At 64.2% G+C, this 21,592-nt stretch carries 21 protein-coding genes; 10 read left to right on the forward strand and 11 right to left on the reverse strand.

The genetic code is table 11. The features are described 5' to 3' along the window. Positions 1-26: 26 nt before the first annotated feature. Positions 27-608, reverse strand: a complete 582-nt coding sequence (locus E5221_RS16370; RefSeq protein WP_013973000.1) for a hypothetical protein — start codon at positions 606-608, stop codon at positions 27-29. 228 nt (positions 609-836) lie between these two features. On the opposite strand from E5221_RS16370, the gene E5221_RS16375 reads away from it, so the two are divergent. Together E5221_RS16375 and E5221_RS16380 are read left to right on the forward strand one after the other, a co-directional pair. Then, on the forward strand, positions 837-2,966 hold the full coding sequence (locus E5221_RS16375; protein ID WP_247845987.1) for a TonB-dependent siderophore receptor: 2,130 nt from the start codon (positions 837-839) through the stop codon (positions 2,964-2,966). Positions 2,967-3,174: 208 nt separating this feature from the next. After that, positions 3,175-3,474: a hypothetical protein gene (locus E5221_RS16380; RefSeq protein WP_247845988.1), complete on the forward strand. Its 300-nt coding sequence runs from the start codon at positions 3,175-3,177 to the stop codon at positions 3,472-3,474. A 17-nt stretch (positions 3,475-3,491) separates the two neighbouring features. On the opposite strand, the gene E5221_RS16385 is transcribed toward E5221_RS16380, so the two are convergent. Together E5221_RS16385 and E5221_RS16390 are read right to left on the reverse strand one after the other, a co-directional pair. Then, positions 3,492-4,304: a class I SAM-dependent methyltransferase gene (locus E5221_RS16385; protein WP_039615268.1), complete on the reverse strand. Its 813-nt coding sequence runs from the start codon at positions 4,302-4,304 to the stop codon at positions 3,492-3,494. Between the two features lie 281 nt (positions 4,305-4,585). Beyond that, positions 4,586-6,772, reverse strand: a complete 2,187-nt coding sequence (locus E5221_RS16390; RefSeq protein ID WP_013973003.1) for an OsmC domain/YcaO domain-containing protein — start codon at positions 6,770-6,772, stop codon at positions 4,586-4,588. Between the two features lie 389 nt (positions 6,773-7,161). On the opposite strand from E5221_RS16390, the gene E5221_RS16395 reads away from it, so the two are divergent. From E5221_RS16395 to E5221_RS16410, 4 genes are all read left to right on the forward strand, one after another. After that, positions 7,162-7,617, forward strand: a complete 456-nt coding sequence (locus E5221_RS16395; RefSeq protein ID WP_003259224.1) for a (2Fe-2S)-binding protein — start codon at positions 7,162-7,164, stop codon at positions 7,615-7,617. Next, on the forward strand, positions 7,617-9,866 hold the full coding sequence (locus E5221_RS16400; protein ID WP_247845989.1) for a molybdopterin cofactor-binding domain-containing protein: 2,250 nt from the start codon (positions 7,617-7,619) through the stop codon (positions 9,864-9,866). The genes E5221_RS16395 and E5221_RS16400 overlap by 1 nt, the downstream gene beginning before the upstream one ends. Before the next feature lie 17 nt (positions 9,867-9,883). Then, positions 9,884-11,227 carry a cytochrome c gene (locus E5221_RS16405; protein WP_247845990.1) on the forward strand — a complete coding sequence of 448 codons (1,344 nt, stop codon included), beginning with the start codon at positions 9,884-9,886 and terminating at the stop codon, positions 11,225-11,227. A gap of 151 nt (positions 11,228-11,378) precedes the next feature. After that, complete coding sequence (locus tag E5221_RS16410; protein WP_247845991.1) at positions 11,379-12,398, forward strand: XdhC family protein; 1,020 nt, start codon at positions 11,379-11,381, stop codon at positions 12,396-12,398. A gap of 21 nt (positions 12,399-12,419) precedes the next feature. On the opposite strand, the gene E5221_RS16415 is transcribed toward E5221_RS16410, so the two are convergent. The 4 genes from E5221_RS16415 to E5221_RS16430 all read right to left on the reverse strand — a co-directional run bounded on the left by E5221_RS16415 (position 12,420) and on the right by E5221_RS16430 (position 14,593). After that, positions 12,420-13,208 carry a transporter substrate-binding domain-containing protein gene (locus E5221_RS16415; RefSeq protein ID WP_247845992.1) on the reverse strand — a complete coding sequence of 263 codons (789 nt, stop codon included), beginning with the start codon at positions 13,206-13,208 and terminating at the stop codon, positions 12,420-12,422. Between the two features lie 166 nt (positions 13,209-13,374). Next, entirely contained in the window at positions 13,375-14,016 is a 642-nt protein-coding gene (locus tag E5221_RS16420) for a LysE family translocator (RefSeq protein WP_015270713.1), read from the reverse strand. A gap of 50 nt (positions 14,017-14,066) precedes the next feature. Then, positions 14,067-14,267, reverse strand: coding sequence for a DUF1289 domain-containing protein (locus E5221_RS16425; protein WP_003259230.1), 201 nt, complete (start codon positions 14,265-14,267; stop codon positions 14,067-14,069). Between the two features lie 8 nt (positions 14,268-14,275). After that, complete coding sequence (locus E5221_RS16430; RefSeq protein WP_003259233.1) at positions 14,276-14,593, reverse strand: hypothetical protein; 318 nt, start codon at positions 14,591-14,593, stop codon at positions 14,276-14,278. A gap of 316 nt (positions 14,594-14,909) precedes the next feature. Between E5221_RS16430 and E5221_RS16435 the strand changes: the two genes are divergently transcribed. After that, on the forward strand, positions 14,910-16,658 hold the full coding sequence (locus E5221_RS16435) for a BCCT family transporter (RefSeq protein ID WP_247845993.1): 1,749 nt from the start codon (positions 14,910-14,912) through the stop codon (positions 16,656-16,658). A 65-nt stretch (positions 16,659-16,723) separates the two neighbouring features. On the opposite strand, the gene E5221_RS16440 is transcribed toward E5221_RS16435, so the two are convergent. Then, complete coding sequence (locus E5221_RS16440) at positions 16,724-17,203, reverse strand: VOC family protein (RefSeq protein ID WP_015270715.1); 480 nt, start codon at positions 17,201-17,203, stop codon at positions 16,724-16,726. Positions 17,204-17,409: 206 nt separating this feature from the next. On the opposite strand from E5221_RS16440, the gene E5221_RS16445 reads away from it, so the two are divergent. After that, positions 17,410-18,060 carry a TIGR04211 family SH3 domain-containing protein gene (locus tag E5221_RS16445; RefSeq protein ID WP_061551647.1) on the forward strand — a complete coding sequence of 217 codons (651 nt, stop codon included), beginning with the start codon at positions 17,410-17,412 and terminating at the stop codon, positions 18,058-18,060. A 111-nt stretch (positions 18,061-18,171) separates the two neighbouring features. On the opposite strand, the gene E5221_RS16450 is transcribed toward E5221_RS16445, so the two are convergent. Further along, complete coding sequence (locus E5221_RS16450) at positions 18,172-18,444, reverse strand: hypothetical protein (protein ID WP_013973013.1); 273 nt, start codon at positions 18,442-18,444, stop codon at positions 18,172-18,174. 106 nt (positions 18,445-18,550) lie between these two features. After that, positions 18,551-19,459 carry a LysR family transcriptional regulator gene (locus E5221_RS16455; RefSeq protein ID WP_003259239.1) on the reverse strand — a complete coding sequence of 303 codons (909 nt, stop codon included), beginning with the start codon at positions 19,457-19,459 and terminating at the stop codon, positions 18,551-18,553. A 124-nt stretch (positions 19,460-19,583) separates the two neighbouring features. Here E5221_RS16455 and E5221_RS16460 point away from each other — a divergent pair, with 124 nt between their 5' ends. Both E5221_RS16460 and E5221_RS16465 read left to right on the forward strand, forming a co-directional pair. Beyond that, positions 19,584-20,318, forward strand: coding sequence for an SDR family oxidoreductase (locus E5221_RS16460; protein ID WP_247845994.1), 735 nt, complete (start codon positions 19,584-19,586; stop codon positions 20,316-20,318). A 17-nt stretch (positions 20,319-20,335) separates the two neighbouring features. Then, positions 20,336-20,542 carry a 4-oxalocrotonate tautomerase family protein gene (locus E5221_RS16465; protein ID WP_061551649.1) on the forward strand — a complete coding sequence of 69 codons (207 nt, stop codon included), beginning with the start codon at positions 20,336-20,338 and terminating at the stop codon, positions 20,540-20,542. Between the two features lie 167 nt (positions 20,543-20,709). Here E5221_RS16465 and E5221_RS16470 read toward each other — a convergent pair whose 3' ends face one another. Further along, entirely contained in the window at positions 20,710-21,591 is an 882-nt protein-coding gene (locus E5221_RS16470; protein WP_025338802.1) for a LysR family transcriptional regulator, read from the reverse strand. Position 21,592 lies beyond the last annotated feature (1 nt).

The raw sequence follows: 21,592 nt of genomic DNA on the forward strand, positions 1-21,592 counted from the left end.
AACCCACAGCCTGCCCCAATCGATGGTCAGCGCGAGGTTTCGACGCGCAGCACTTCGGTGTAGATCGCGTCGACCGTCTGGCCGACCTTGAGGTTCTTCATGCGTGCCTGCAGGTCAGGGTTCTCGACCTTGACCACCTGCAGCTTGCCCTCCGGCGGCAACAGGCTCACTTCATGCGTCTTGAGGTCGATCTTCTTGATCTGCGAGGTCACCCTGACCTGGCGGAACGCCTCGCCGCCCGGGTTGGGGTTGTCTGCCGTGGCGCGAATGGTACCGGACTCTTCAGTCGCCTTCGGTGCACCGCCCACCTCGGGGTTGAGCACATAGGCCACTGCACGGGTCACGTAGATGTCGACCTGGTCACCCACCTTGAGGTTGGGCAGCGCCTTGGCCTTTTCAGTGAGCTGGAAGGTCACATCCTTCTTGGCGTCAGGGCCTTTCACCGTGACCTGCCGGTTAGCCAGGTCGATGGCCGTGACCTGCGTGGTGACGTGGCTTTCCAGCGCCTCGCTACCAATGGGAATACCGGCAGCCTGCACCGTGAAGCTGAAGGCAGACGCCAGGGTGGCAACGGCAATGGCACGAGCGAGAGAGCGAATTGGATTCATAGGCCTGCTTCCATGTAATCGAGACCGGGTAGGGACGTGAAATGTTCACGCGCCAACAAGCATAGCCCTTGCCTGACACATTGCCGGCCCTTCCCCCTCACGACGCGTTTTGTCGCTTTTTCTGCCAGCTGCATTCTTGCAATAGCAAATACGAACTCTTTACACTTGCTTTACATTTGCAAATCATTACTATTCGTGACCTTCAAATACAACAAAGAGTCACCTGTAATGGCAAAAAAGTCTGTTGTCCCAGCATCCATTTCCGTGCTGGGCATTCTGGTTGTACCTGCTGTTCACGCGGTCCAATCTGAATCGCAGGGTTCCCTCGCCTTGCCCGCCACTGCGGTCACCAGCGCCTACGAGCAGCAAAGCTACAAGGCCAGCGAAAGCCGCAGCGCCATGAAGATCGACGCCCCGCTGCGCGACATCCCGCAAACCGTCAACGTCGTGCCCGAAAGCGTGATCAAGGACCAGGGTGCGCAGTCTATGGAAGACGTGCTGAAGAACGTGCCCGGCGTCGGCCTGTCCAACGGCGACGGCCAGCGTGACCAGGTGACCATTCGCGGCTTCAGCGCCATTGGCGACATGTACATCGACGGCGTGCGCGACGATGCGCTGTACTTCCGCGACCTGTCCAACATCGAGCGGGTCGAGGTGATCAAGGGCCCTGCCGCCGTGCTGTATGGCCGCGGCTCTTCGGGCGGCCTGATCAACAGCATCAGCAAGAAGCCGAGCTTCACGCCCAAGCGCGAAGTCGGCATGAGCTTCGACAGCGAAGGCAAGCGCCGCACCCAGTTCGACACCGGCTGGGCCGACCCGCAAAGCAACCAGGCCTACCGCGTGACCGGCGCCTTCGAAGACAGCGACACCTTCCGCGACGATGGCTATATCGACCGCAAGGCCATCGCGCCATCGGCCTACTTCCGCCTCTCCGACGACCTGGAACTGAACCTGGGCGCCACCTACCTGTACGACAAGCGCCTGATCGACTTCGGCATCCCGGCGCTGGGCAACCGCCCGGTAGATGTGGACCGCGACAAGCGCTTCGGCTCCGGCGATGCCGACCAGGACTACGCCCGCAGCGAAGTGTTCTCGCTGACTGCCAGCCTGGACTACCGCATCAACGACGACTTCACCCTGACCAACACCAGCCGGTACTACCGCTACGACCTGGACCGCAACAACACCTTGGCCGACAGCAGCCCGACGCGCTTCGTCACCGCGCCTGACGGCGAACTGCTGGTCAAGCTCAACCGTGGCAACGTCGCCCGCGACGAGTACGGCATGTTCAACCAGACCGAACTCAAGCAACAGGCGCAGCTTGCCGGCATGCAGCACAACCTGCTGTATGGCGTTGAAGTGGGCTTCCAGGACAAGCACCAGCGGGTGCGGAGCCAGAACAACGTGGCCCAGGTGCCGGTGTACCGCGACGCCCTGGTGCCGGTGCCGGAGCACGCCGCCAACCTGTCGTCCAAGGGCACCAACTTCCAGCAGACCGCCGGCCTGTATGTGCAGGACATGATCGAGCTGAACGAGCACTGGAAGGCCCTGGTCGGTGTGCGTTATGACATCTTCGGCCAGGAGTACGACGACGACCGCGCGCAGAACGTAGACCTCGACCGTACCGACAAGACCTGGAGCCCACGTGCCGGCCTGGTGTACCAGCCGGATAACATCCAGTCCTACTATGTGTCGGTCAGCCGCAGTTACCAGCCTTCGGGCGAAGTGTTCGCGGTCAGCCCGACCAACCAGCATCTGGAGCCGGAAGAAACCACCAACTACGAAATCGGCGCCAAGTGGGACCTGCTCGACAGCCGCCTGTCGGTGACCGCAGCGGTATTCCGCCTCGAGCGCACCAACATGAAGACCGCCGACCCGGCCAACCCCAACCTGACTGTGCTGGCCGGCGAACAGCGCACCGACGGTTTCGAAGCCACCGTCAGCGGGCAGCTCACGGACAAGTGGCAGATCTACGCCGGCTACGCCTACCTGGATGCCGAGATCACCAAGTCCAACAGCAAGACCAATGGCGTGGCCAACGAAGGCCAGACTCCTACCCTGACGCCGCGTAACAGCGCCAACGTCTGGCTGGTGCGCACGCTGACCCCGGAATGGCGCGTGGCCGCCGGCGCCAACTACGTCGACGAGCGCTACACCGCACTCGACAACGTGGTGGTGATGCCGGGCTACACCACCTTCGACGCCGCGCTGCTGTACAGCGTGCCGCAGTGGGATGCCGCGCTGCGCCTCAAGAACGTGTTCGACCGCGACTACTATGCTTCCGCGCACGGTTCGGTTGACCTGATCACCCCGGGTGCACCGCGCACGCTGGAAGCCAGCTTCAACTACCGGTTCTGATCGTTGCCCCAGGCGCAAGGCCTTGCCATGGTGCGAGGCCTGATGCAACGCAAGCGTTCACCGCTTCGCTTGAATGCAATATCCTGTGCAGTGGATGGCACCGGCCTTGCCAGTGTTCGCGGCGCTTCGACGCCTCGGTAAACCCACTCCCACAGGGGCAGCACCTTGCTTGCGATCGCAGAGTCCTGCGCCTCGGTAAGGAGAGCATATGAGCAGTAAACCGATTCGCCCCTCCACGTTCTGGGCGCTGACCACCCTGCTCGCCTTCAGCCTGGCACTCACCGCAGGCTGCTCCAGCAAAGCCAGCAAGGCCAGGTACGCGACGCCGGCAACGGGCTCCAACTGCTTCGCCAAGGCCGTCCCCACCACCGGCGAAGGCGGCCTCGCGTGGGGCAATACGCTGAGCATTGCCCGACAGAAATCGCTGAACAACTGCGTGCGTTATGCAAGCCGGTCAGGAGGCACACCGAAGACTTGCCAGGTGGTGATGGCCAAGTGCAAGAACTGAGCGCTTGGCCCGTGGGCTCAACCTCGAATGATCACCACTTCAAGGTACTCGCTCGGCACCACCAACGACGACGAGCCGCCCACATTGCTTTCATTCAGCAATTGGGTCAGATCCCGCTCCAGCGCCCCGGCCGCTTCAGGCTCCAGCGAGGCAAACGCTTTGTGCACCGGCCCGTACCAGGTGCGGAACACCTCGATGAAATGCGCCGCCGAGCGATAGCGGAAGTTGAAGTGCTGGCGGCTGACCTTCAATTCGCCCAGCGCCCCCTCGAACATCACGCGCAACTGTTCTTCATCACCCCAGCGTGAAGGCGGCAGAGCCCCGGCTGGTGGCGGCACATGCCGCCCGAGGGTCTTGAACATCTGCCCGACGAACCCTTGCGGGGTCCAGTTGGCCAGACCGATCCGGCCACCGGGCCGGCACACCCGGCTCAGTTCGCGTGCGGCCTGGGCCTGGTCGGGGGCGAACATCACGCCGAAAGTGGACAGCACGGCATCGAAGGTGCCATCGGCAAACGGCAGCGCTTCGGCATCGGCGACCTGGAACACCACATTGAGGTGCTCGGCCCGCGCGCGTTCTTCACCGCGCTTGAGCAGCTCGGGCACATAGTCGGTGGAGGTGACACGGCAGCCGCGCCGGGCAGCAGCCAGGGTGGCATTGCCGTTGCCGGCGGCGACATCCAGCACCTGCTCGTCCCAGCGCAGGTCACAGGCTTCGGCCAGGCGTTCGCCAACCAGTTGCAGGGTGGTGCCGATTACCGCGTAGTCGCCACTGGCCCACGCGGCTTGCTGGCGGGCTTTGAGGGCATTGGTATCCAAAGGGGTGCTCATGGTCTGCGCCTTCTTGTTGTGCGCGGCCGAGGTCCTTCTGGCGGTCAACGCGCCATGGATCGAGGGGATGGGAGCAAAACGCTACGCGCCTGGCAGGCGAAGCGGCAAGACAGATTGGGGATAGCGGTTATTTGAAACCGATATATGAAGGCGATCGACGTCGCTGTAGGAGCGGCCTTGTGTCGCGATGGGCCGCAAAGCGGCCCCCGTTTTGGCATTGAAGCTGATATTGCGGGGGCCGCTTTGCGGCCCATCGCGACACAAGGCCGCTCCTACAGGAGTCAGGCGAACTTGGCCCGGGCCGCGTGCAGCTTCTTGTAGCTTTCGATCAGGCGCAGGTGGCGATCGAGGCCTTCGAGCTTCATGCTGGTCGGGGTCAGGCCATGGAAGCGCACGCTGCCGTCCACCGAACCCAGCACCGCGTCCATGCGCGGGTTACCGAACATACGGCGGAAGTTGGCTTCGTAGTCGTCCATTTCCAGTTCGTCGTCCAGCAGCACTTCCAGCACCACGTTCAGCGCCTGGTAGAACAGGCCGCGCTCGACGGTGTTGTCGTTGAACTGCAGGAACGCCTCCACCAGTTCCTTGGCATCCTCGAAGCGCTGCACAGCCAGGCAGATCAGCAGCTTCAGCTCGAGAATGGTCAACTGGCCCCACACCGTGTTCTCGTCGAACTCCACGCCGATCAGCGTGGTGATGGTGGTGTAGTCATCCACATCGCAGTTGTCCAGGCGCTTGAGCAGCAGCTTGAGGGAACGGTTGTCCAGGCTGTGGAGGTTGAGGATGTCGGCGCGGAACGACAAGGCGCGGTTGGTGTTGTCCCAGATCAGGTCCTCGACCGGGTAGATCTCCGAATAACCCGGCACCAGGATGCGGCAGGCGGTAGCGCCAAGGTTGTCGTACACCGCCATGTACACCTCCTTGCCAAGGTCCTCGAGGATGCCGAACAAGGTCGCGGCCTCCTGCACGTTGGAATCCTCGCCGTGGCCGGAGAAGTCCCACTCGACGAACTCGAAGTCAGCCTTGGCACTGAAGAAGCGCCACGACACCACGCCACTGGAGTCGATGAAGTGCTCGACGAAGTTGTTCGGCTCGGTCAGCGCGTGGCTTTCGAAGGTCGGTTGCGGCAGGTCATTCAAGCCTTCGAAGCTGCGGCCCTGCAGCAGTTCGGTGAGGCTGCGCTCCAGCGCCACTTCCAGGCTCGGGTGGGCGCCGAACGAAGCGAACACGCCGCCGGTGCGCGGGTTCATCAAGGTCACGCACATCACCGGGAACTCACCGCCCAGCGACGCATCCTTGACCAGCACCGGGAAGCCCTGCTCTTCCAGGCCCTGGATGCCGGCGACGATGGCCGGGTACTTGGCCAGTACCTCCTGCGGCACATCCGGCAGGCACAGCTCGCCTTCGAGGATTTCGCGCTTCACGGCGCGCTCGAAGATTTCCGACAGGCACTGCACCTGCGCCTCGGCCAGGGTGTTGCCGGCGCTCATGCCGTTGCTGAGGAACAGGTTCTCGATCAGGTTGGACGGGAAGTACACCACCTGCTGGTCGGACTGGCGCACGAACGGCAACGAGCAGATGCCGCGCGCGGTGTTGCCCGAGTTGGTGTCGTACAGGTGCGAGCCACGCAGCTCGCCGTCCGGGTTGTAGATTGCCAGGCAGTGCTCGTCGAGGATCTCGGCCGGCAGCGCATCGCGCGGGCCGGGTTTGAACCACTGCTCGTTCGGGTAGTGCACGAACGGCGCGTTGGCCAGGTCCTCGCCCCAGAACTGGTCGTTATAGAAGAAGTTGCAGTTCAGCCGCTCGATGAACTCGCCCAGCGCCGAGGCCAGCGCAGCCTCCTTGGTCGCGCCCTTGCCGTTGGTGAAGCACATCGGCGACTGGGCGTCGCGCACATGCAGCGACCACACGTTAGGCACGATGTTGCGCCACGAGGCGATCTCGATCTTCATCCCCAGCCCGGCGAGGATGCCCGACATGTTGGCGATGGTCTGTTCCAGCGGCAGGTCCTTGCCGGGGATGTAGGTGCTGGTGTCCGCCACCGGCATCAGCAAGCCCTGGGCATCGGCATCGAGGTTGTCGACCACTTCGATCACGAACTCGGGGCCGGTCTGCACCACCTTCTTCACCGTGCAGCGGTCGATGGAGCGCAGGATGCCCTGGCGGTCCTTCTCGGAAATGTCCTCGGGCAGTTCGACCTGGATCTTGAAGACCTGGTTGTAGCGGTTTTCCGGGTCGACGATGTTGTTCTGCGACAGGCGAATGTTTTCGGTGGGAATGTCGCGGGTCTGGCAGTACAGCTTGACGAAGTAAGCCGCGCACAAGGCCGAAGACGCCAGGAAATAGTCGAACGGCCCTGGGGCCGAGCCATCACCCTTGTAGCGGATCGGTTGGTCGGCGATCACCGTGAAGTCGTCGAACTTGGCTTCGAGACGGAGATTGTCGAGAAAATTGACCTTGATTTCCATGCGGGATTACCGTGATTTAAACGTGCAAAACGAAATTGGCCGGCATTATCCGGGTTTTCGTTGCGGAAGTCCTCCTCACCTCCAAATGCGCTTTCTTGTAGGAGCGGCCTTGTGTCGCGATGGGCCGCAAAGCGGCCCCTTACAATACTGCATGCTGCCAAGATCCCAGGGCCGCTGCGCGCCCCATCGCGACACAAGGCCGCTCCTACAGGCGATAGCGCACATCGCCGCTTGCGCATTCCACCGAATTGCTTGCCTGATCCTCTGAACCTGCCCCCGTCAGCAGACCGGCGGTCACCCCGCTGTGCTAGCGTTTCTGCACTGGGGAGCACCGTATTCCCCGATCACAAGAAACCAAGCGACAGCAACCGTTGACGGGCAGGTGAACCATGGAACTACGCATCAACCAGAAGACCTACCAGGTCGAGGCAGACGCCGACACGCCCCTGCTATGGGTGATCCGCGACGACCTGGGGCTAACCGGCACCAAGTATGGCTGCGGCCTGGCCCAGTGCGGCGCCTGTTCGGTGCTGGTGGACGGCAACGTGGTGCGCGCCTGCGTCACCCCGGTGGCCGGCGTGGTCGGGCGCGAGGTGACCACCATCGAGGCGATCGAGGCCGATGCCGTCGGCAAACGGGTGGTCGCGGCCTGGGTCGAGCACCAGGTGGCCCAGTGCGGCTACTGCCAGTCCGGCCAGGTAATGGCGGCCACGGCGCTGCTCAAGCACACGCCCAAGCCCAGTGACGCACAGATCGAGGCAGCCATGGTCAACCTGTGCCGCTGCGGCACCTACAACGCCATCCATGCTGCCGTGCATGAGCTGGCCCAAGGGGAGAAGGCCTGATGAACACACCAGTCGATACCCCCGCCGAACTGCTCAAGCTGCAACTGGGCGAAACCGTCAACCTGTCGCGTCGGCGCTTTCTTGCCGGCACGGCTGTCGGTGCCCTGGTGCTGGGTTTCGGCCTGCCCATGGGCTCGGCCCGCGTGCAGGCAGCTGCCGCGGCAACCCCGGAGCGCGGCACCCAGGTGCCGGCGTTTCTGGAGATCCGCCCGGACGGCAAAGTACGCCTGCTCAGCCCGTTCATGGAAGGTGGCCAAGGCCCCTTCACCGCCATGGCGCAGATCGTGGGTGAAGAGCTGGACGTCGACCCGGCCAATTTCATGGTCGACAGCGCGCCGCCCGGCGAAGCCTATGTAGTGATGGAAAACGGCATGCGCATCACCGGCGGCAGCATGTCGGTGCGCATGAGCTACCCGACCATGCGCCGCCTGGGCGCCCTCGCCCGGGCCATGCTGCTGCAGGCGGGTGCCGAGCAGCTGGGCGTGCCGGTCGAAGAACTCTCCACCACGCCGGGTCACGTGGTACATACCACGACTGGCCGCTCCATCCCCTACGGAGAACTGGCCGGGCGGGCCATGGACCTGCCGGTGCCGGACCCGGCCAGCGTCAAGCTGCGCGACCCCAGCCAGTTTCGCTGGATCGGCAAGCCGGTACGTCGCCTGGATGCCTACGACAAGTCCACCGGCAAGGCGGTGTACAGCATCGACATCAAGGTCGACGGCATGCTCCACGCTGCCGTGCAGCACGCGCCACGCCTGGGCATGACCGTCGGCAGCCTGCGCAACGAAGACCAGGTCAAGGCCATGAAGGGCGTGCATTCGGTGCATAAGCTGCCGGGCGCCGTGGCCGTGGTAGCCGAACGCTGGTGGCATGCCAAGCGCGCGGTCGAGGCCATCCAGGTTGACTGGAAGGAGCCTGCGGCTGACAGCCCGGTACGGCCGATGCCGGCCGACTTCTCCAGCGATGGCTGGCGCGAGCACCTGGCCACGGTCACGGGCCCGGCGCGCGACGACGAAAACCAGGGCGACGTGGCCGGCATGCTGGCCAGTGCCAAGACCCGGGTCGAGGCAACCTACCATAACCAGTACCTCAACCACGCCCAGCTGGAGCCGCCGTCGGCACTGGCGCGCTTCAACCCGGACGGCACCCTGGAGGTATGGCTGCCCAACCAGGCGCCGGACATGTTCCGTGACGACATTGCCAAGCGCACCGGCCTGGCCCCGGCACAGATCACCCTGCATTCGCCGTTGCTGGGCGGTTTCTTTGGCCGCCACTTCCTGTACGACTCGGCCAACCCCTACCCACAGGCCATTGCCTTGGCCAAGGCGGTCGGCCGGCCGGTGAAACTCATCTGGAGCCGCGAGGAAGAATTCCTCCGCGATGTGCTGCGCCCGGTCGCCGTGGTGAAGTTCCGTGCCGGGCTGGATGCCGACGGCCTGCCGGTGGCCCTCGAAGCCGTGAGCGCCACCGAAGGCCCGACCGAGGCCCTCGCAGGCAAGCAAGGCGAAAAGCTCGACCCGACCGCGCTCGAAGGCCTGTCGGGCAAGTCCTACGCCATCGCCAACAAGCGTATCGCGCAGATCTACGTGAAAGGCCCGGCCATGCTCGGCTACTGGCGCTCGGTGGGCAACTCGCTGAATGACTTCTTCTATGAGTCGTTCCTCGACGAACTGGCCGACAAAGGCGGCAAGGACCCGTTCGAACTGCGCCTGCACCTGCTGCGCGACAACCCGCGCCTGACCAACCTGCTGCAGGCCGTCGCCGAGCTTTCCGGCGGCTGGAAGCGCGGGCCGTTCACCGCCGAGGATGGCAGCAAGCGGGCGCGTGGCGTGGCCATGGCCTCGCCGTTCGGCTCGGAGGCAGCGGTCATTGCCGAGGTGTCGATTGAGAACGGCCAGGTCAAGGTGCACGACATCTGGCAGGCCATCGACCCGGGCAGCATCGTCAACCCGGCGATCATCGAGCATCAGGTCAACGGCGCCGTCGCCCTGGGCCTGTCGCAGACGCTGCTGGAAGAAGCGGTGTACGTGGATGGCAAGCCGCGCGCGCGCAACTACGACCTGTACCCGATCCTGCCGCCGTCGCGCATGGCCAGGGTGCATGTGCGCATTGTCGAAAGCGGGGCGAAGATGGGCGGCATCGGCGAGCCACCGTTGCCCGCGGTGGCACCGGCGGTAGCCAACGCAGTCGCGCAGCTGACCGGCCAGCGCGTGCGCAGCCTGCCATTGAGCCGCCATACCTTCAGCTGAGCACACAAGGACGCCCCATGACCCATCGTTTCGCAAGAACCGCTGGCTGGCTGGCGCTGCCGTGCCTGGTCGCGGCAGGCCTGCTGGCCTGGTACGTCACCCGTGAGCCCGCCTCGCCATTTGCCGGTACGCAAGCCACCGCTGCCGACCCGGCGCTGGTCAGCCGTGGCGAATACGTGGCCCGCCTCAGCGACTGCGTGGCCTGCCACAGCCTGGCGGACGGCAAACCGTTCGCCGGCGGGCTGGAAATGGCCACCCCGCTGGGGGCGATCCACGCCACCAACATCACCCCCGACCGCGACACCGGCATCGGTGGCTACAGCCTGGCCGACTTCGACCGTGCCGTGCGCCACGGCGTCGCACCCGGTGGCCGACGGCTGTACCCGGCCATGCCCTACCCGTCCTACGCCAAGCTCAGCGATGACGATGTAAAGGCGCTGTATGCCTTTTTCATGCAAGGCGTGCAGCCGGTGCAACAGGCCAACCTGGCCAGCGACATTCCCTGGCCGCTGAACCTGCGTTGGCCCATCGCCTTGTGGAACGGCCTGTTCGCCGCCACCACGCCCTACACCAACCAGGCCGGGCAGGATGCCCAGTGGAACCGCGGCGCCTACATCGTCCAGGGCCCAGGCCACTGTGGCAGCTGCCATACGCCGCGCGGCCTGGCCTTCAACGAAAAGGCCCTGGATGACAGCGGCAAGCCGTTCCTCGCTGGTGCCCTGCTCGATGGCTGGTATGCACCGAGCCTGCGTGCCGACCCCAACACCGGGCTGGGGCGCTGGAGCGAAGCCGAGATCGCGCAGTTCCTCAAGACCGGGCGCAACCGGCATGCGGTGGTATTCGGCTCGATGACCGAGGCCTTCAACAACTCCACGCAGTTCATGAGTGACGACGACCTGGCCGCCATCGCCCGCTACCTGAAGTCGCTGCCCGGCGACCCGCAACGCGACGGTGCGCCGTGGCAATACCAGGCCGAAACGACGGCGGCGCGGCTCGACAGCCCTGGGGCGCATACCTATGTAACCCGCTGTGCGTCGTGCCACGGCCTGGACGGCAAGGGCCAGGCCGAATGGATGCCGCCTTTGGCCGGCGCTACTTCGGCACTGGCCAAGGAAGACGCCTCGGCGATCAATATCACCCTCAATGGTTCGCAGCGGGTGGTGACGGCCGGGTTGCCCGATGCCTATCGCATGCCGGCCTTCCGTGAGCAACTGAGTGACCAGGAAATTGCTGATGTGCTGGGTTTCGTGCGCAGTGCCTGGGGGAACAATGGTGGCGCGGTGAATGCGCAGGCGGTGGGCAAGTTGCGTGGGCATACCGACCCGGCCAGCAGTAGCCCGATCATTTTGCATATGCGATGAATTTGGTGGCTGTACCGGCCTCTTCGCGGGTGAACCCGCTCCCACAGGATTTGCACCACCCCTAAGACCTGTGCAATACCTGTGGGAGCGGGTTCACCCGCGAAGAGGCCGGTACAGCCACCCTTGAACACCAGGCTTTACCGGAGTACCCATGGAAAGCATCGACCTGCTGGTCCTTCGCACCACCCGTGACTGGCTCGCCGCCGGCCACCGCACCCTGCTCGCCACGGTCGCCCGCACCTGGGGCTCCTCCCCCCGCCCGGTGGGCTCGATGATGGCCCTGCGCAGCGACGGCCGTGTGGTCGGCAGTGTCTCTGGCGGCTGCATCGAGGACGACCTCATTCACCGCTACACCGGTGCCTACGGCGGCCCCGGCATGCCCAGCGGCCTGCCCCAGGTGGTGCGCTATGGCGTCAGTGCCGACGAGGCCCACCGCTTCGGCCTGCCCTGTGGCGGCACCCTCGAACTGGTGCTGGAATTCGCCCCGTCGCTGCCACACCTCGAACAATTGCTCGCCGGCCTCGACGGCGGCAGCCTGGTACGGCGTGGGCTCGACCTGCGCAGCGGCAAAGCCAGCCTCAGCGCCACCACCACGCCCGAACTGTTCAGCTTCGATGGCCGGCACATGCTCAGCACTCTGGGCCCCGGCTACCGCCTGCTGCTGATCGGTGCCGGCGCGCTGGCCGAATACCTGGCGACCATGGCCCTGTTCAATGGCTTCAGCGTTTCACTGTGCGACCCGCGCCCCGAGTACACAGCAGGCTGGAACGTTGCCGGCGTCAACCACCTTGCCGGCATGCCGGACGACGTGGTCCGCGCCTTCGCCCCGGACCTGCGCAGCGCCATCGTCGCTGTCAGCCACGACCCCAAGCTGGACGACCTGGCCCTGCTCGAAGCGTTGCACAGCCCGGCGTTTTATATCGGTGCCATCGGCTCACGGCGCAACAGCCAGCTGCGCCGCGAGCGGCTGATCGAACACTTTGGCGAAAGCGAAGCGTCGTTGCAGCGCCTGCACGGCCCTATCGGCATTTATATCGGTAGCAAGACCCCAGCCGAGATTGCCGTCAGCGTCATGGCCGAGATCCTAGCGGCGAAGAACGATGTCACCCTGCCCAGCGCAGTCAGCGTGATCCGGGCCAAGGAAGCCGAGCAGTTGGCCCGAGCCCTGTAGGAGCGCATGCCAGGCTGCTATTTATTGCCAACGCTCCAGGTTTTGCTGCACCAGTTGCTCCGGCAATGCCCCGGCAACGATCTTTTCCATCTCCCTTGTCAGTGCCTCACGCAGCTTCGGCTGATTGCAGGGCGAGTCATGCGAAAGCGCCAGGTACAGCCCTTCGCTGGATACCGGTGGTTCCAGCACCTGTAAATTGTCGGCAATCCCCAAGGTGCGTGCCAGCGCCAAGCCGGGATACTGCTCGTACACCACGTAATCGCTGCGCTTGTGCATCAACTTCTCGAATGCCTGCCTGGCACCGGGTACCGCTTCGAGGGTGAGGTTGGTTCTGGCGTAGTCGTCGAACTGCTGGCCGTGGCTGTTGTTGACCAGCGTGCCGCCTTTGCGGCCCTTCAGGTCGGCCCATTGCTGGTAGGCAAAGGTATTGTCCTGGCGCACCCAGATAACACTTGGGGTATACAGGAATGCCGGGGTAATGAAGTCCATCTGCTGCTGACGGGGCTTGGTCAGGAAGTACCCGGCCATCAGGTCGATCCGGCCCGTGCGCACTTCTTCCTGGGCGCGCGACCACGGCCCGCCGTAGACCACCTCGATTTCCAGCCCCAGTTGTTTGCCCAGGTACTTGAGCAGGTCGGCATTGGCACCGATCAGTTGCTGGGGGTTTTGCGGGTCGCGCCACAGGTAGGGGGGGTATTCCGGGTTGCCGGTGGCAGTCAGCCGCCGGCATTCCTCATGCGCTACCGCCGCCAGCGGCAGCAGCAGGCACGGCAACAGCAGCAAGGCGTGGCGAAAGCAGCGCTCGATCATCGACAACCCTCGGCACATGTGACATCCGCAGACCCGGAGCGGCGGCCAATGGTTGCCACGTCCTGTGGTCGACTGCAGCACCCATCTGTGCGTGCTGCAGACAGTCTGGACCATGTATGGCCATCAGGTTGGCCTTTTATCGGCCAGATGGAGCGCCCCTCGTACTTCAGGCCCCCTGTCGGCGCATCGCCAGGATTGCCGCGCCAAAACCGATAAAGGTAGTGCCCACCACCCGGCTCACCCAGCGCGACAGGGACGGCCGGGTCAGCACGCCCTTGGCCCGCGCCGCCAGTGCGGCATACAGGCTCAGCGAAACCAGCGACAACGCTACGAATATCCCGGTCAGGATCAGGAACTGCGGCAACAGCGCCGCCCCCTGGTCGATGAACTGCGGGAACAGCGCGGTGAAGAACATGGTCGCCTTGGGGTTGGTCACTGCCGTGAGGAAGGCCGACTTGTATAGCTTCAGCGGCGTGGGCCGAACCTTGGCCACACCCTCTGCATCGCCCTGCGCCAGCATCGGGCTCTTTTTCAGCAATTGCCGCGCGCCCAAATAGAACAGGTAGCCCGCCCCCAGGATCTTCACGGCGTTGAACAGCATTTCGGAACTGGCCAGCAACGCGCCCAGCCCCAGCATGGCGGCTGCCGACAGGCAGAACAGGCCCGAGCCATTGCCCAGCGACGACCAGATCGCGCTGCGCTGGCCATGGGCAAGGCTGTTGTTGATGGCCATCAGGGTGGCAGGGCCGGGGCTGGCGATCGCGATGGCAGCGACCAGGGTAAAGGCAAACAGCGAGTGAGAATCCATTTTCAGGCTCGTCAGACAATCAGGAAAAATTGCGCCCAGGGTGCGCAGGTTCAGTCGCCATTCTGCCGCTTGGCCGCCTTCTTGGCGATAGCCTTCATCCGCGTTGCCGCCCGCTGCACGGTGGCCATCTTCTCGGGGCGCTTCATGCCCCGCCATTTGCGGATTTCGTCACGGCTGCGACCGCAGCTCACGCACAGCTCGCTATTGAGCTGGCACAGCGAGACGCAGGGGTTGTCGATGTCTTTGGCCATGCCGCCACTCAGCCGGGCATTTCAGCCTGCGCGCGCTCGGCGGCAGCGTGGAACACCTGGCGTACTTCTTCGGCCTTGACCTTGGTGACCGACCTGGCAGCCAGCAGCTCGTCGACCACGCGCAAGCCCTGTTCCAGGGCGGTGGCCAGTTGCTCGCGGTCGGAGGCGTCAGCGATATCACCCAGATAAGGAGCGATGAGATACACGTAACGGTCCTGCAGCTTGAGCGCTTCCAGCGCGTCGAGGGCTTTCTGGAACCGATCGGCAGCGGCAGGGCTCATGCTCAATTTATCGAAATGAATCAGGCTCACACGGTCAGTGGCCATCTGGACGAATCTCCGTTTCCTGGTACGGCCAGGCCCACAAGCGGCAGCGCTTCTACGATGCCCGGATGTGCAGGCCTGGGTAATGCCCACAGGGTACCAGAACCCGAGGCAGAAAGGGCCATCGCCCCCAGAACTAAAAGTATCTGGCAGGTCGCGTAATGGACGTCCCGGGGCGTTATCGGGACAGGAGCCGCCGTTTAGTGCGCAGGATAATCCCGCCAGCAATCTCCCCGCCGAGGCAGTCATCGAACTCGGTAGCCCACACAAAACTACAAGCCTGCACCAGCCGGTAAGCCAGAAAGGGGCCTCATCATTCATGGCAAAGGAACACATCACCGAAACGCTCGACCTTGGCGTGACGGATCCCTCGAAAACCGCGGAAGCACGCCAGGACCGGCGTTTCGAGGGCAAGCTCGACTGGATCGTCTTTGGTTTCACCAGCCTCCTGGCCATCGCTTTCGTCCTCTGGGGCTTCCTCAACCAGGCCAGCCTCGCCAGCAGCGCCTCCAGCGCGCAATCCTGGGTCATTCTCAACTTCGGCTGGTTCTTCGTGCTTACCTCCACGCTGTTCGTGGTGTTCGTGCTGTGGCTCGCCGCCAGCCGGTACGGTCGGGTCCCGCTGGGCCGTGATGGCGAACAGCCAGAATTCCGCACGGTGTCGTGGGTGGCGATGATGTTCAGCGCCGGCATGGGCATTGGCCTGATGTTCTTCGGCGTTGCCGAACCGCTGTCGCACTATGTATCGCCACCACCAGGGACGGCCACCGGGCAGTCCAGCGAAGCGATGCAGGTGGCCATGGCCACAACGTTGTTCCACTGGACCCTGCACCCCTGGGCCATGTACGCCATCGTCGGCCTGGTGATTGCCTATGGCACCTTCCGCCGCGGCCGCTCGCAGCTGATTTCAGCCGCCTTCCGGCCGTTGATCGGCAAGCATGCCAACGGCCCGCTCGGCCGCCTGATCGACATGATGGCGATCTTCGCCACGCTGTTCGGCTCGGCGGCCTCGCTGGGCCTGGGCGCGCTGCAGATCGCCGGCGGCCTGGAATACAACGGCTGGATCGAAAGCCCCGGCAAACTGTTCTACATCTCGATCATCACCCTGCTGACCATTGCCTTCGTTACCTCGGCGGTGTCGGGCATCGGCAAGGGCATCCAGTGGCTGTCCAACACCAACATGGTGCTGGCGCTGGTGCTGGCGGTGTTCGTGTTCATGGTTGGCCCGACCCTGCTGATGCTCAACCTGCTGCCAACCTCGATCGGCATCTACGTCAAGATGCTGCCGGAAATGATGGCCCGCACCAACGCCAGCGGCGGTGAGCAGATGAACAACTGGCTGGCCGGCTGGACCGTGTTCTACTGGGCCTGGTGGATTTCCTGGACGCCGTTCGTGGGCATGTTCATCGCCCGCATCAGCCGCGGCCGCACCATCCGCCAGTTCGTTACCGGGGTGCTGCTGGTACCGAGCCTGGTCAGCCTGGTGTGGTTCACCATCTTTGGCGGCGCGGGTATCGACGCCCTGCGTGAAGGCGCCTTCCAGCTGGCCAATGGTGCGGTCAACAGCAACCACGCGCTGTATCAGTTGCTGGACAGCTACCCGCTGGCCTCGGCGACATCAGTGCTGGTGATGGTTCTGGTGGGTATCTTCTTCGTCTCCGGTGCCGACGCGGCCTCGCTGGTGATGGGCACGCTGTCGGAACACGGCACCACCACGCCATCGCGGCGTACGGTGATCTTCTGGGGCGCGCTGACCGGTACGGTGGCGGCGATCATGCTGGCAATCGGTGACCCGCGCGACCCCGGCGAGGCACTGACCGGCCTGCAGAACCTGACCATCGTCGTGGCCCTGCCGTTCGTGGTGGTGATGGTGCTGCTATGCCTGGCGCTGTACCGCGACCTGCGCAAGGACCCGATGATGCTGCGCCACCTGCGCGGCAACGAACTGATCGAGAAGGCAGTGCTGTATGGCGCGGTGAAGCATGGCGAAGAGTTCTACATCGTGGTGCAGGAGAAGAAGGCTTCGACCAAGCCGGCGTCGGCAGAGGCCGAAGTGACCGGCAACTGACCTGGCAACTTTGTGGAATCGGGGCTGCTGCGCAGCCCCCGATCAAGATGCCTTCACTGCCGTGATCAGCCCTTCAACGCCGCCTCTATCCTGGCCACATCGATCTTGCCCATCTGCATCATGGCATCAAACGCCCGCTTGGCCGCCGCCCGGTCGGGGTGGCCGATGGCTTCGATGAGGATGCGCGGGGTGATCTGCCACGAAATCCCCCATTTATCCTTGCACCAGCCGCAGACACTGGCCTCCCCGCCGTTGCCGACAATGGCATCCCACAAGCGGTCGGTCTCGGCCTGGTCCTCGGTGCTGACCTGGAATGAAAACGCCTCGCAATGCGTGAAGGCCTTGCCTCCGTTGAGCCCCACGCAGGGAATACCCATGACGCTGAACTCCACGGTAATCACGTCACCCTGTTTCCCGGATGGATAATCAGCAGGTGCCTGATGCACCGCTATCACTGTCGTGTCAGGGAAGACGCTGGCGTAAAAATTCGCGGCCTCCTCGGCGTCGTTGTCGTACCAGAGGCAGATTGTGTTCTTGGCTGTCATGGTCTTGTTCCAAGAATGGGTGTGAGCCTTTGAGTCTAGTCTCACAGTCGCCGGTTGAAGTCCTGCAACATCCTGCAGACATTTCCGACATCAGGTAGTGAACCTGCTGACAAAAAAACGGTCTTTCGCTGACGGTCAACCCACCGACCGGTTCATCGGCCCAGTCACCGGGCCTACTTTTTGTCCTGTTTCAGCGAAGACCCAACATGCCCGATTCCCGCCCAACTGCTTCCGCCCTCACTGCCCTGCGCGGCGGCCTGATCGCCACCCTGGTGGCCCTTGCCGCACCCGCGCACGCCGAAGAGCCTGCCAGCGATGCACGCTGGGTCAGCGACAGCCTGAGCACCTACGTGCGCAGCGGCCCCACCGATGGCCACCGCATTGTCGGTACGCTCAAGTCCGGGCAGAAGCTGACCCTGATCGGCAGCCAGGGCAACTACAGCCAGGTGCGCGGGCAGAACGGCGATGTGGTGTGGATCCTCAGCAACGACCTGCAGTCGGTGCCAGGCCAGGGCGAGCGCCTGCCGCAGCTCGATGCCCAGGTCGCGGACCTGACCGGGCAGTTGAAGAACATCGACGACAGCTGGAAGAACCGCGTACAGGGCATGCAGGAAACCCTCGATTCACGCAAGAAGCTGATCGACGAACTTGAAGCACGCAACAAGGCGCTGAATGAACAGCTCGACCAGAGCCAGTCGCAGCTGCGCGATACCCAGGCCCGCCTGGGGGACGAGAACAAGCAGGTGATGATGCGCTACATGGTGTATGGCGGCAGCATTGCCGGCGCGGGCTTGCTGGCGGGGCTGATCCTGCCGGCTCTGACCCGTGGGCGCAGGAAGAACGATCGCTGGTTCTGAAGACGGCGCCAGCCTGCGCTGGCCTCTTCGCGGGTAAACCCGCTCCCACAGCCTTGAGCCTGTTGGAGACACTGTAGGAGCGGGTTTACCCGCGAAGAGGCCAGCAAGGGCTTACTTGCTACGTGCCTTGTTGTAGATAGTCTTGGCTTGGTCCGCCGAGGCCTGACACTGAGTCATATCGCCCTTGCTCTGAGCATCCTTGGCATTTTGCAAGTGGACTTTGAAGTCATGGGCCATGCCGCCATGCATTGCCTGGCCACTGGCCTTTTCGAAATCCTCAAGCTCCTTGATCTTGGCCGCACAGTTGCTCGCCGGGTCTGCGTGTGCGGCAAAACTGAGGACCGAGGCAATCACCAGCAAAGGTATGCATTTAGTGGATTTCATGGAGCGTTCTCCTGGAAAACCTGAAGGGTCGTCGAGATGACACTGGCTCGACGCAGCAAACAGCATAGTCGGCCATACGCCCCGGCGCCTCGGCTCAGCCCGGGGGCTATGCCCCCTCGGCAAACAGGAAATCGATGAACACCCGCACCCGCAGCGGCATGTGCCGGGCCTGGGGGTAGATCAGCATGAACGGCCGCGAAGTGCCGCCAAACTCGGCGAGCACTTCCACCAGTTCGCCACTGGCCAGTGCGTCCTGCACGGTAAAGCGGTAAGCCTGCATCAGCCCGCCGCCGTGGCGCACCAGCGTGGCGGTGGCGAGGAAGTCGCCCAGGCAGGTGAACCCACCCTGGGTTTCGATCTCCACCTGCTGGCCATCCTGAAGGAAGCTCCACGGCGGGCGGCGGCCACTGCTGGGCAGTTCGAACTGGATGCACTCATGTTGCAGCAAGTCGTGCGGTGTTCGTGGCGTGCCAGCACGGGCCAGGTAACCCGGCGTGGCCACCACCACCAGTTCGGCATCTTCCAGGCGACGCGCCACCAGCCGCGAATCGGCCGGCTCGCGGCCACGAATGGCCAGGTCGAACGGTTCCTCGGCAAAGTCGACGTTGCGGTTGCTGACATGCACATCCACCTGCACCTTGGGGTAGCGCTGGCGAAACCGAGGCAGCAGCGGCAACAGCCGGTGATGAGCATAGGGCGTGGGTGCACTGATACGCAGCCGACCGCTCGGCTCGACCTGCCCGCCCGTGACCTGGCGCTCGGCCTCCACCAACTGCCCCAATGCCTGCCGGCATTGCTGGTAATAGGCCTGGCCGGCTGCGGACAGGCGCATCTGCCGGGTGGTGCGGACGAACAAGCGCACGCCCAGGCGCTCTTCCAGGCGCGCCACGCTGCGGCTGACCGCCGCCGGGGTAACGCCGGCTTCCGTGGCCGCAGCGGTGAAGCTGCCGCTGTCGGCGGCCAGGCAGAACAGTTCCAGGCTGCCCAGTTGCAGGTCATCGAAATGGCGGGTCATGTCGGCTCGATTGATTACATGATGTATCGATTGAAATGCCCAGCGCCTCATTTTTCAAGTGCTGATTGCAACCTACAGTGGCTTCACACCGAGCCCATGGCTCACTTCACTGGAGATCATGCACATGAACACGCCACGCACCGTCATCATTACCGGGGCCTCGAGCGGCCTGGGTTTCGCCCTGGCCGAGGCCTTCCTCGAACGCGGCGACAACGTGGTCGGCAACGCCCGCAGCCAGACCCGCCTTGAGCAAGCCGCCGCCCGCCTCGGCAACCCATCGCGCTTCATCGGCGTGGCTGGCGACATCGCCGAGCCGGGCACGGCCCAGCGCCTGTTCGCCAGCGCCGAGCAAGCCTTTGGCGGGGTCGACCTGCTGATCAACAACGCCGGCATCTTCATTGCCAAGCCGTTTGCCGAGTACAGCGAAGCGGATGTCGACGCCCTGGTCGGCACCAACCTCAAGGGGTTCTTCTACCCGGCCCAGGAAGCGGCGCGGATCATGACCAGGCAAGGGCATGGCCAGATCATCGCCATCACCGCCTCCATCGCCTTGCAACCGGACACCCGCGTGCCGGCCCTGCTGCCGGTACTGGTCAAGGGTGGCCTGAACCAGGCGGTGAAAGGCCTGGCACTTGAACTGGCAGCCAGCGGCGTGCAGGTGAATGCGGTGGCACCGGGGATCATCGATACACCGCTGCATGGCGGCAACACACAAGGCATGGGCGCGCTGTCACCCAGTGGCCGCACCGGCTTGCCACAGGATGTCGTGGATGCAGTGTTGTACCTGGCCGACTCACGCTTCGTCAGCGGCGTGATCCTGCCGGTGGATGGCGGTAGCACCGCTGGCACCTGGCATTAACAGAGGAGCGAGCAACCATGCCTTATGTCCATATTCGCGTGACCGATGAAGGCGTCAGTGCTGAGCACAAGCGCCAGTTGATCGAACAGACGACCCGCATGCTGCAGCAGGTGCTGGGCAAGCCGCCGGCCAGTACCTTTGTGGTGATCGAGGAGGTGCCGACCGATAACTGGGGGGTTGGCGGGGAGACAGTGACTGCGGTGCGGGCCCGAGAGCGAGGGTGAAGCCAGCTTGCATCTGAATTGCTGCTTTGGCAGGGACCTGTAGGAGCAGCCTTGTGCTGCGAAGAGGCCGGTACAGGCAACGGAGAAGCATTGTCAGTACCGGCCTCCTCACAGGACAAGGCTGCTCCTACAAAGGGCTTGCCGGCGATTGGGCTGCACAGCAGCCCCTACTGGCGCAACCGCTCCAACGCCTGCAACACATACCCCGTGGCCCGCTCCACCTGCCCTTCCCGGCAGGCAATGCCCAGTTGCCGCCACAACCCCGGCCGCAGCGGCCGGCGGGCAATGCGCCGGTCCAGCTCGGCCGACTCCCCCTCCTGCGGCAGCAATGTCGCCCCATACCCGGCCCCGACCAGGCTCTTGATCGCATCGTTGTAGTTCAGCTCGATTCGCGGCTCAGGGTACAACCCCGCTGCCGCGAACCACTCGCCGGTCACCCGCGAAAGCTGGGTGCTGCTGTCGTTGAGGATCAACGCCCGCTGCGCCAGCCAGGCCGGCGTGACCTTGGCCGGTGGCTGCCAGTCGGCCGGCACGTAGGCCAGGATCGGGTCGCGCCGCCAGGGCGTAACCGCAAGCCCTTTACCGGCCACCTGTGGCAAGGCCACCAGGCCGATATCCAGCGTGCCCTCGCGCAAGCGCGCCAGCGAGGCCTGGGAGGTCAGCACCTGGACCTGCACATCGATCCCTGGGTGCACTGTACGCAGGTGCTCCAGCGCCTGCGGCAGCAAGTGGGCGATGGCACCGGTGGAGGCGCCCAGGCGCACCCGGCCGGTCAGGCCCTCGACCTGCCGGCGCACTTCATCCAGCGCCAGGTCGGCGTCGGCCAACAGGCGGCGGGCACGGGCCAGCAGGGTTTCGCCGATGACCGTGGGCCGCACCTGGCCGCGGGTGCGGGTGAGCAACGGTGCGCCAATGCGCGCTTCCAGCTCGGCAACGTGCAGGCTGATGGTGGGCGGTGCCAGGTTGAGCTGGCGGGCGGCTTCGGCAAACGAGCCCAGGTCGGAGATGACCACCAAGGTGCGGAGGCGATCGAGGCTGATTTCGCGCATG

The sequence above is a fragment of the Pseudomonas sp. A2 genome (genome assembly GCF_023100865.1).
GTDB classification, from domain to species: Bacteria; Pseudomonadota; Gammaproteobacteria; order Pseudomonadales; family Pseudomonadaceae; genus Aquipseudomonas; species Aquipseudomonas asiatica.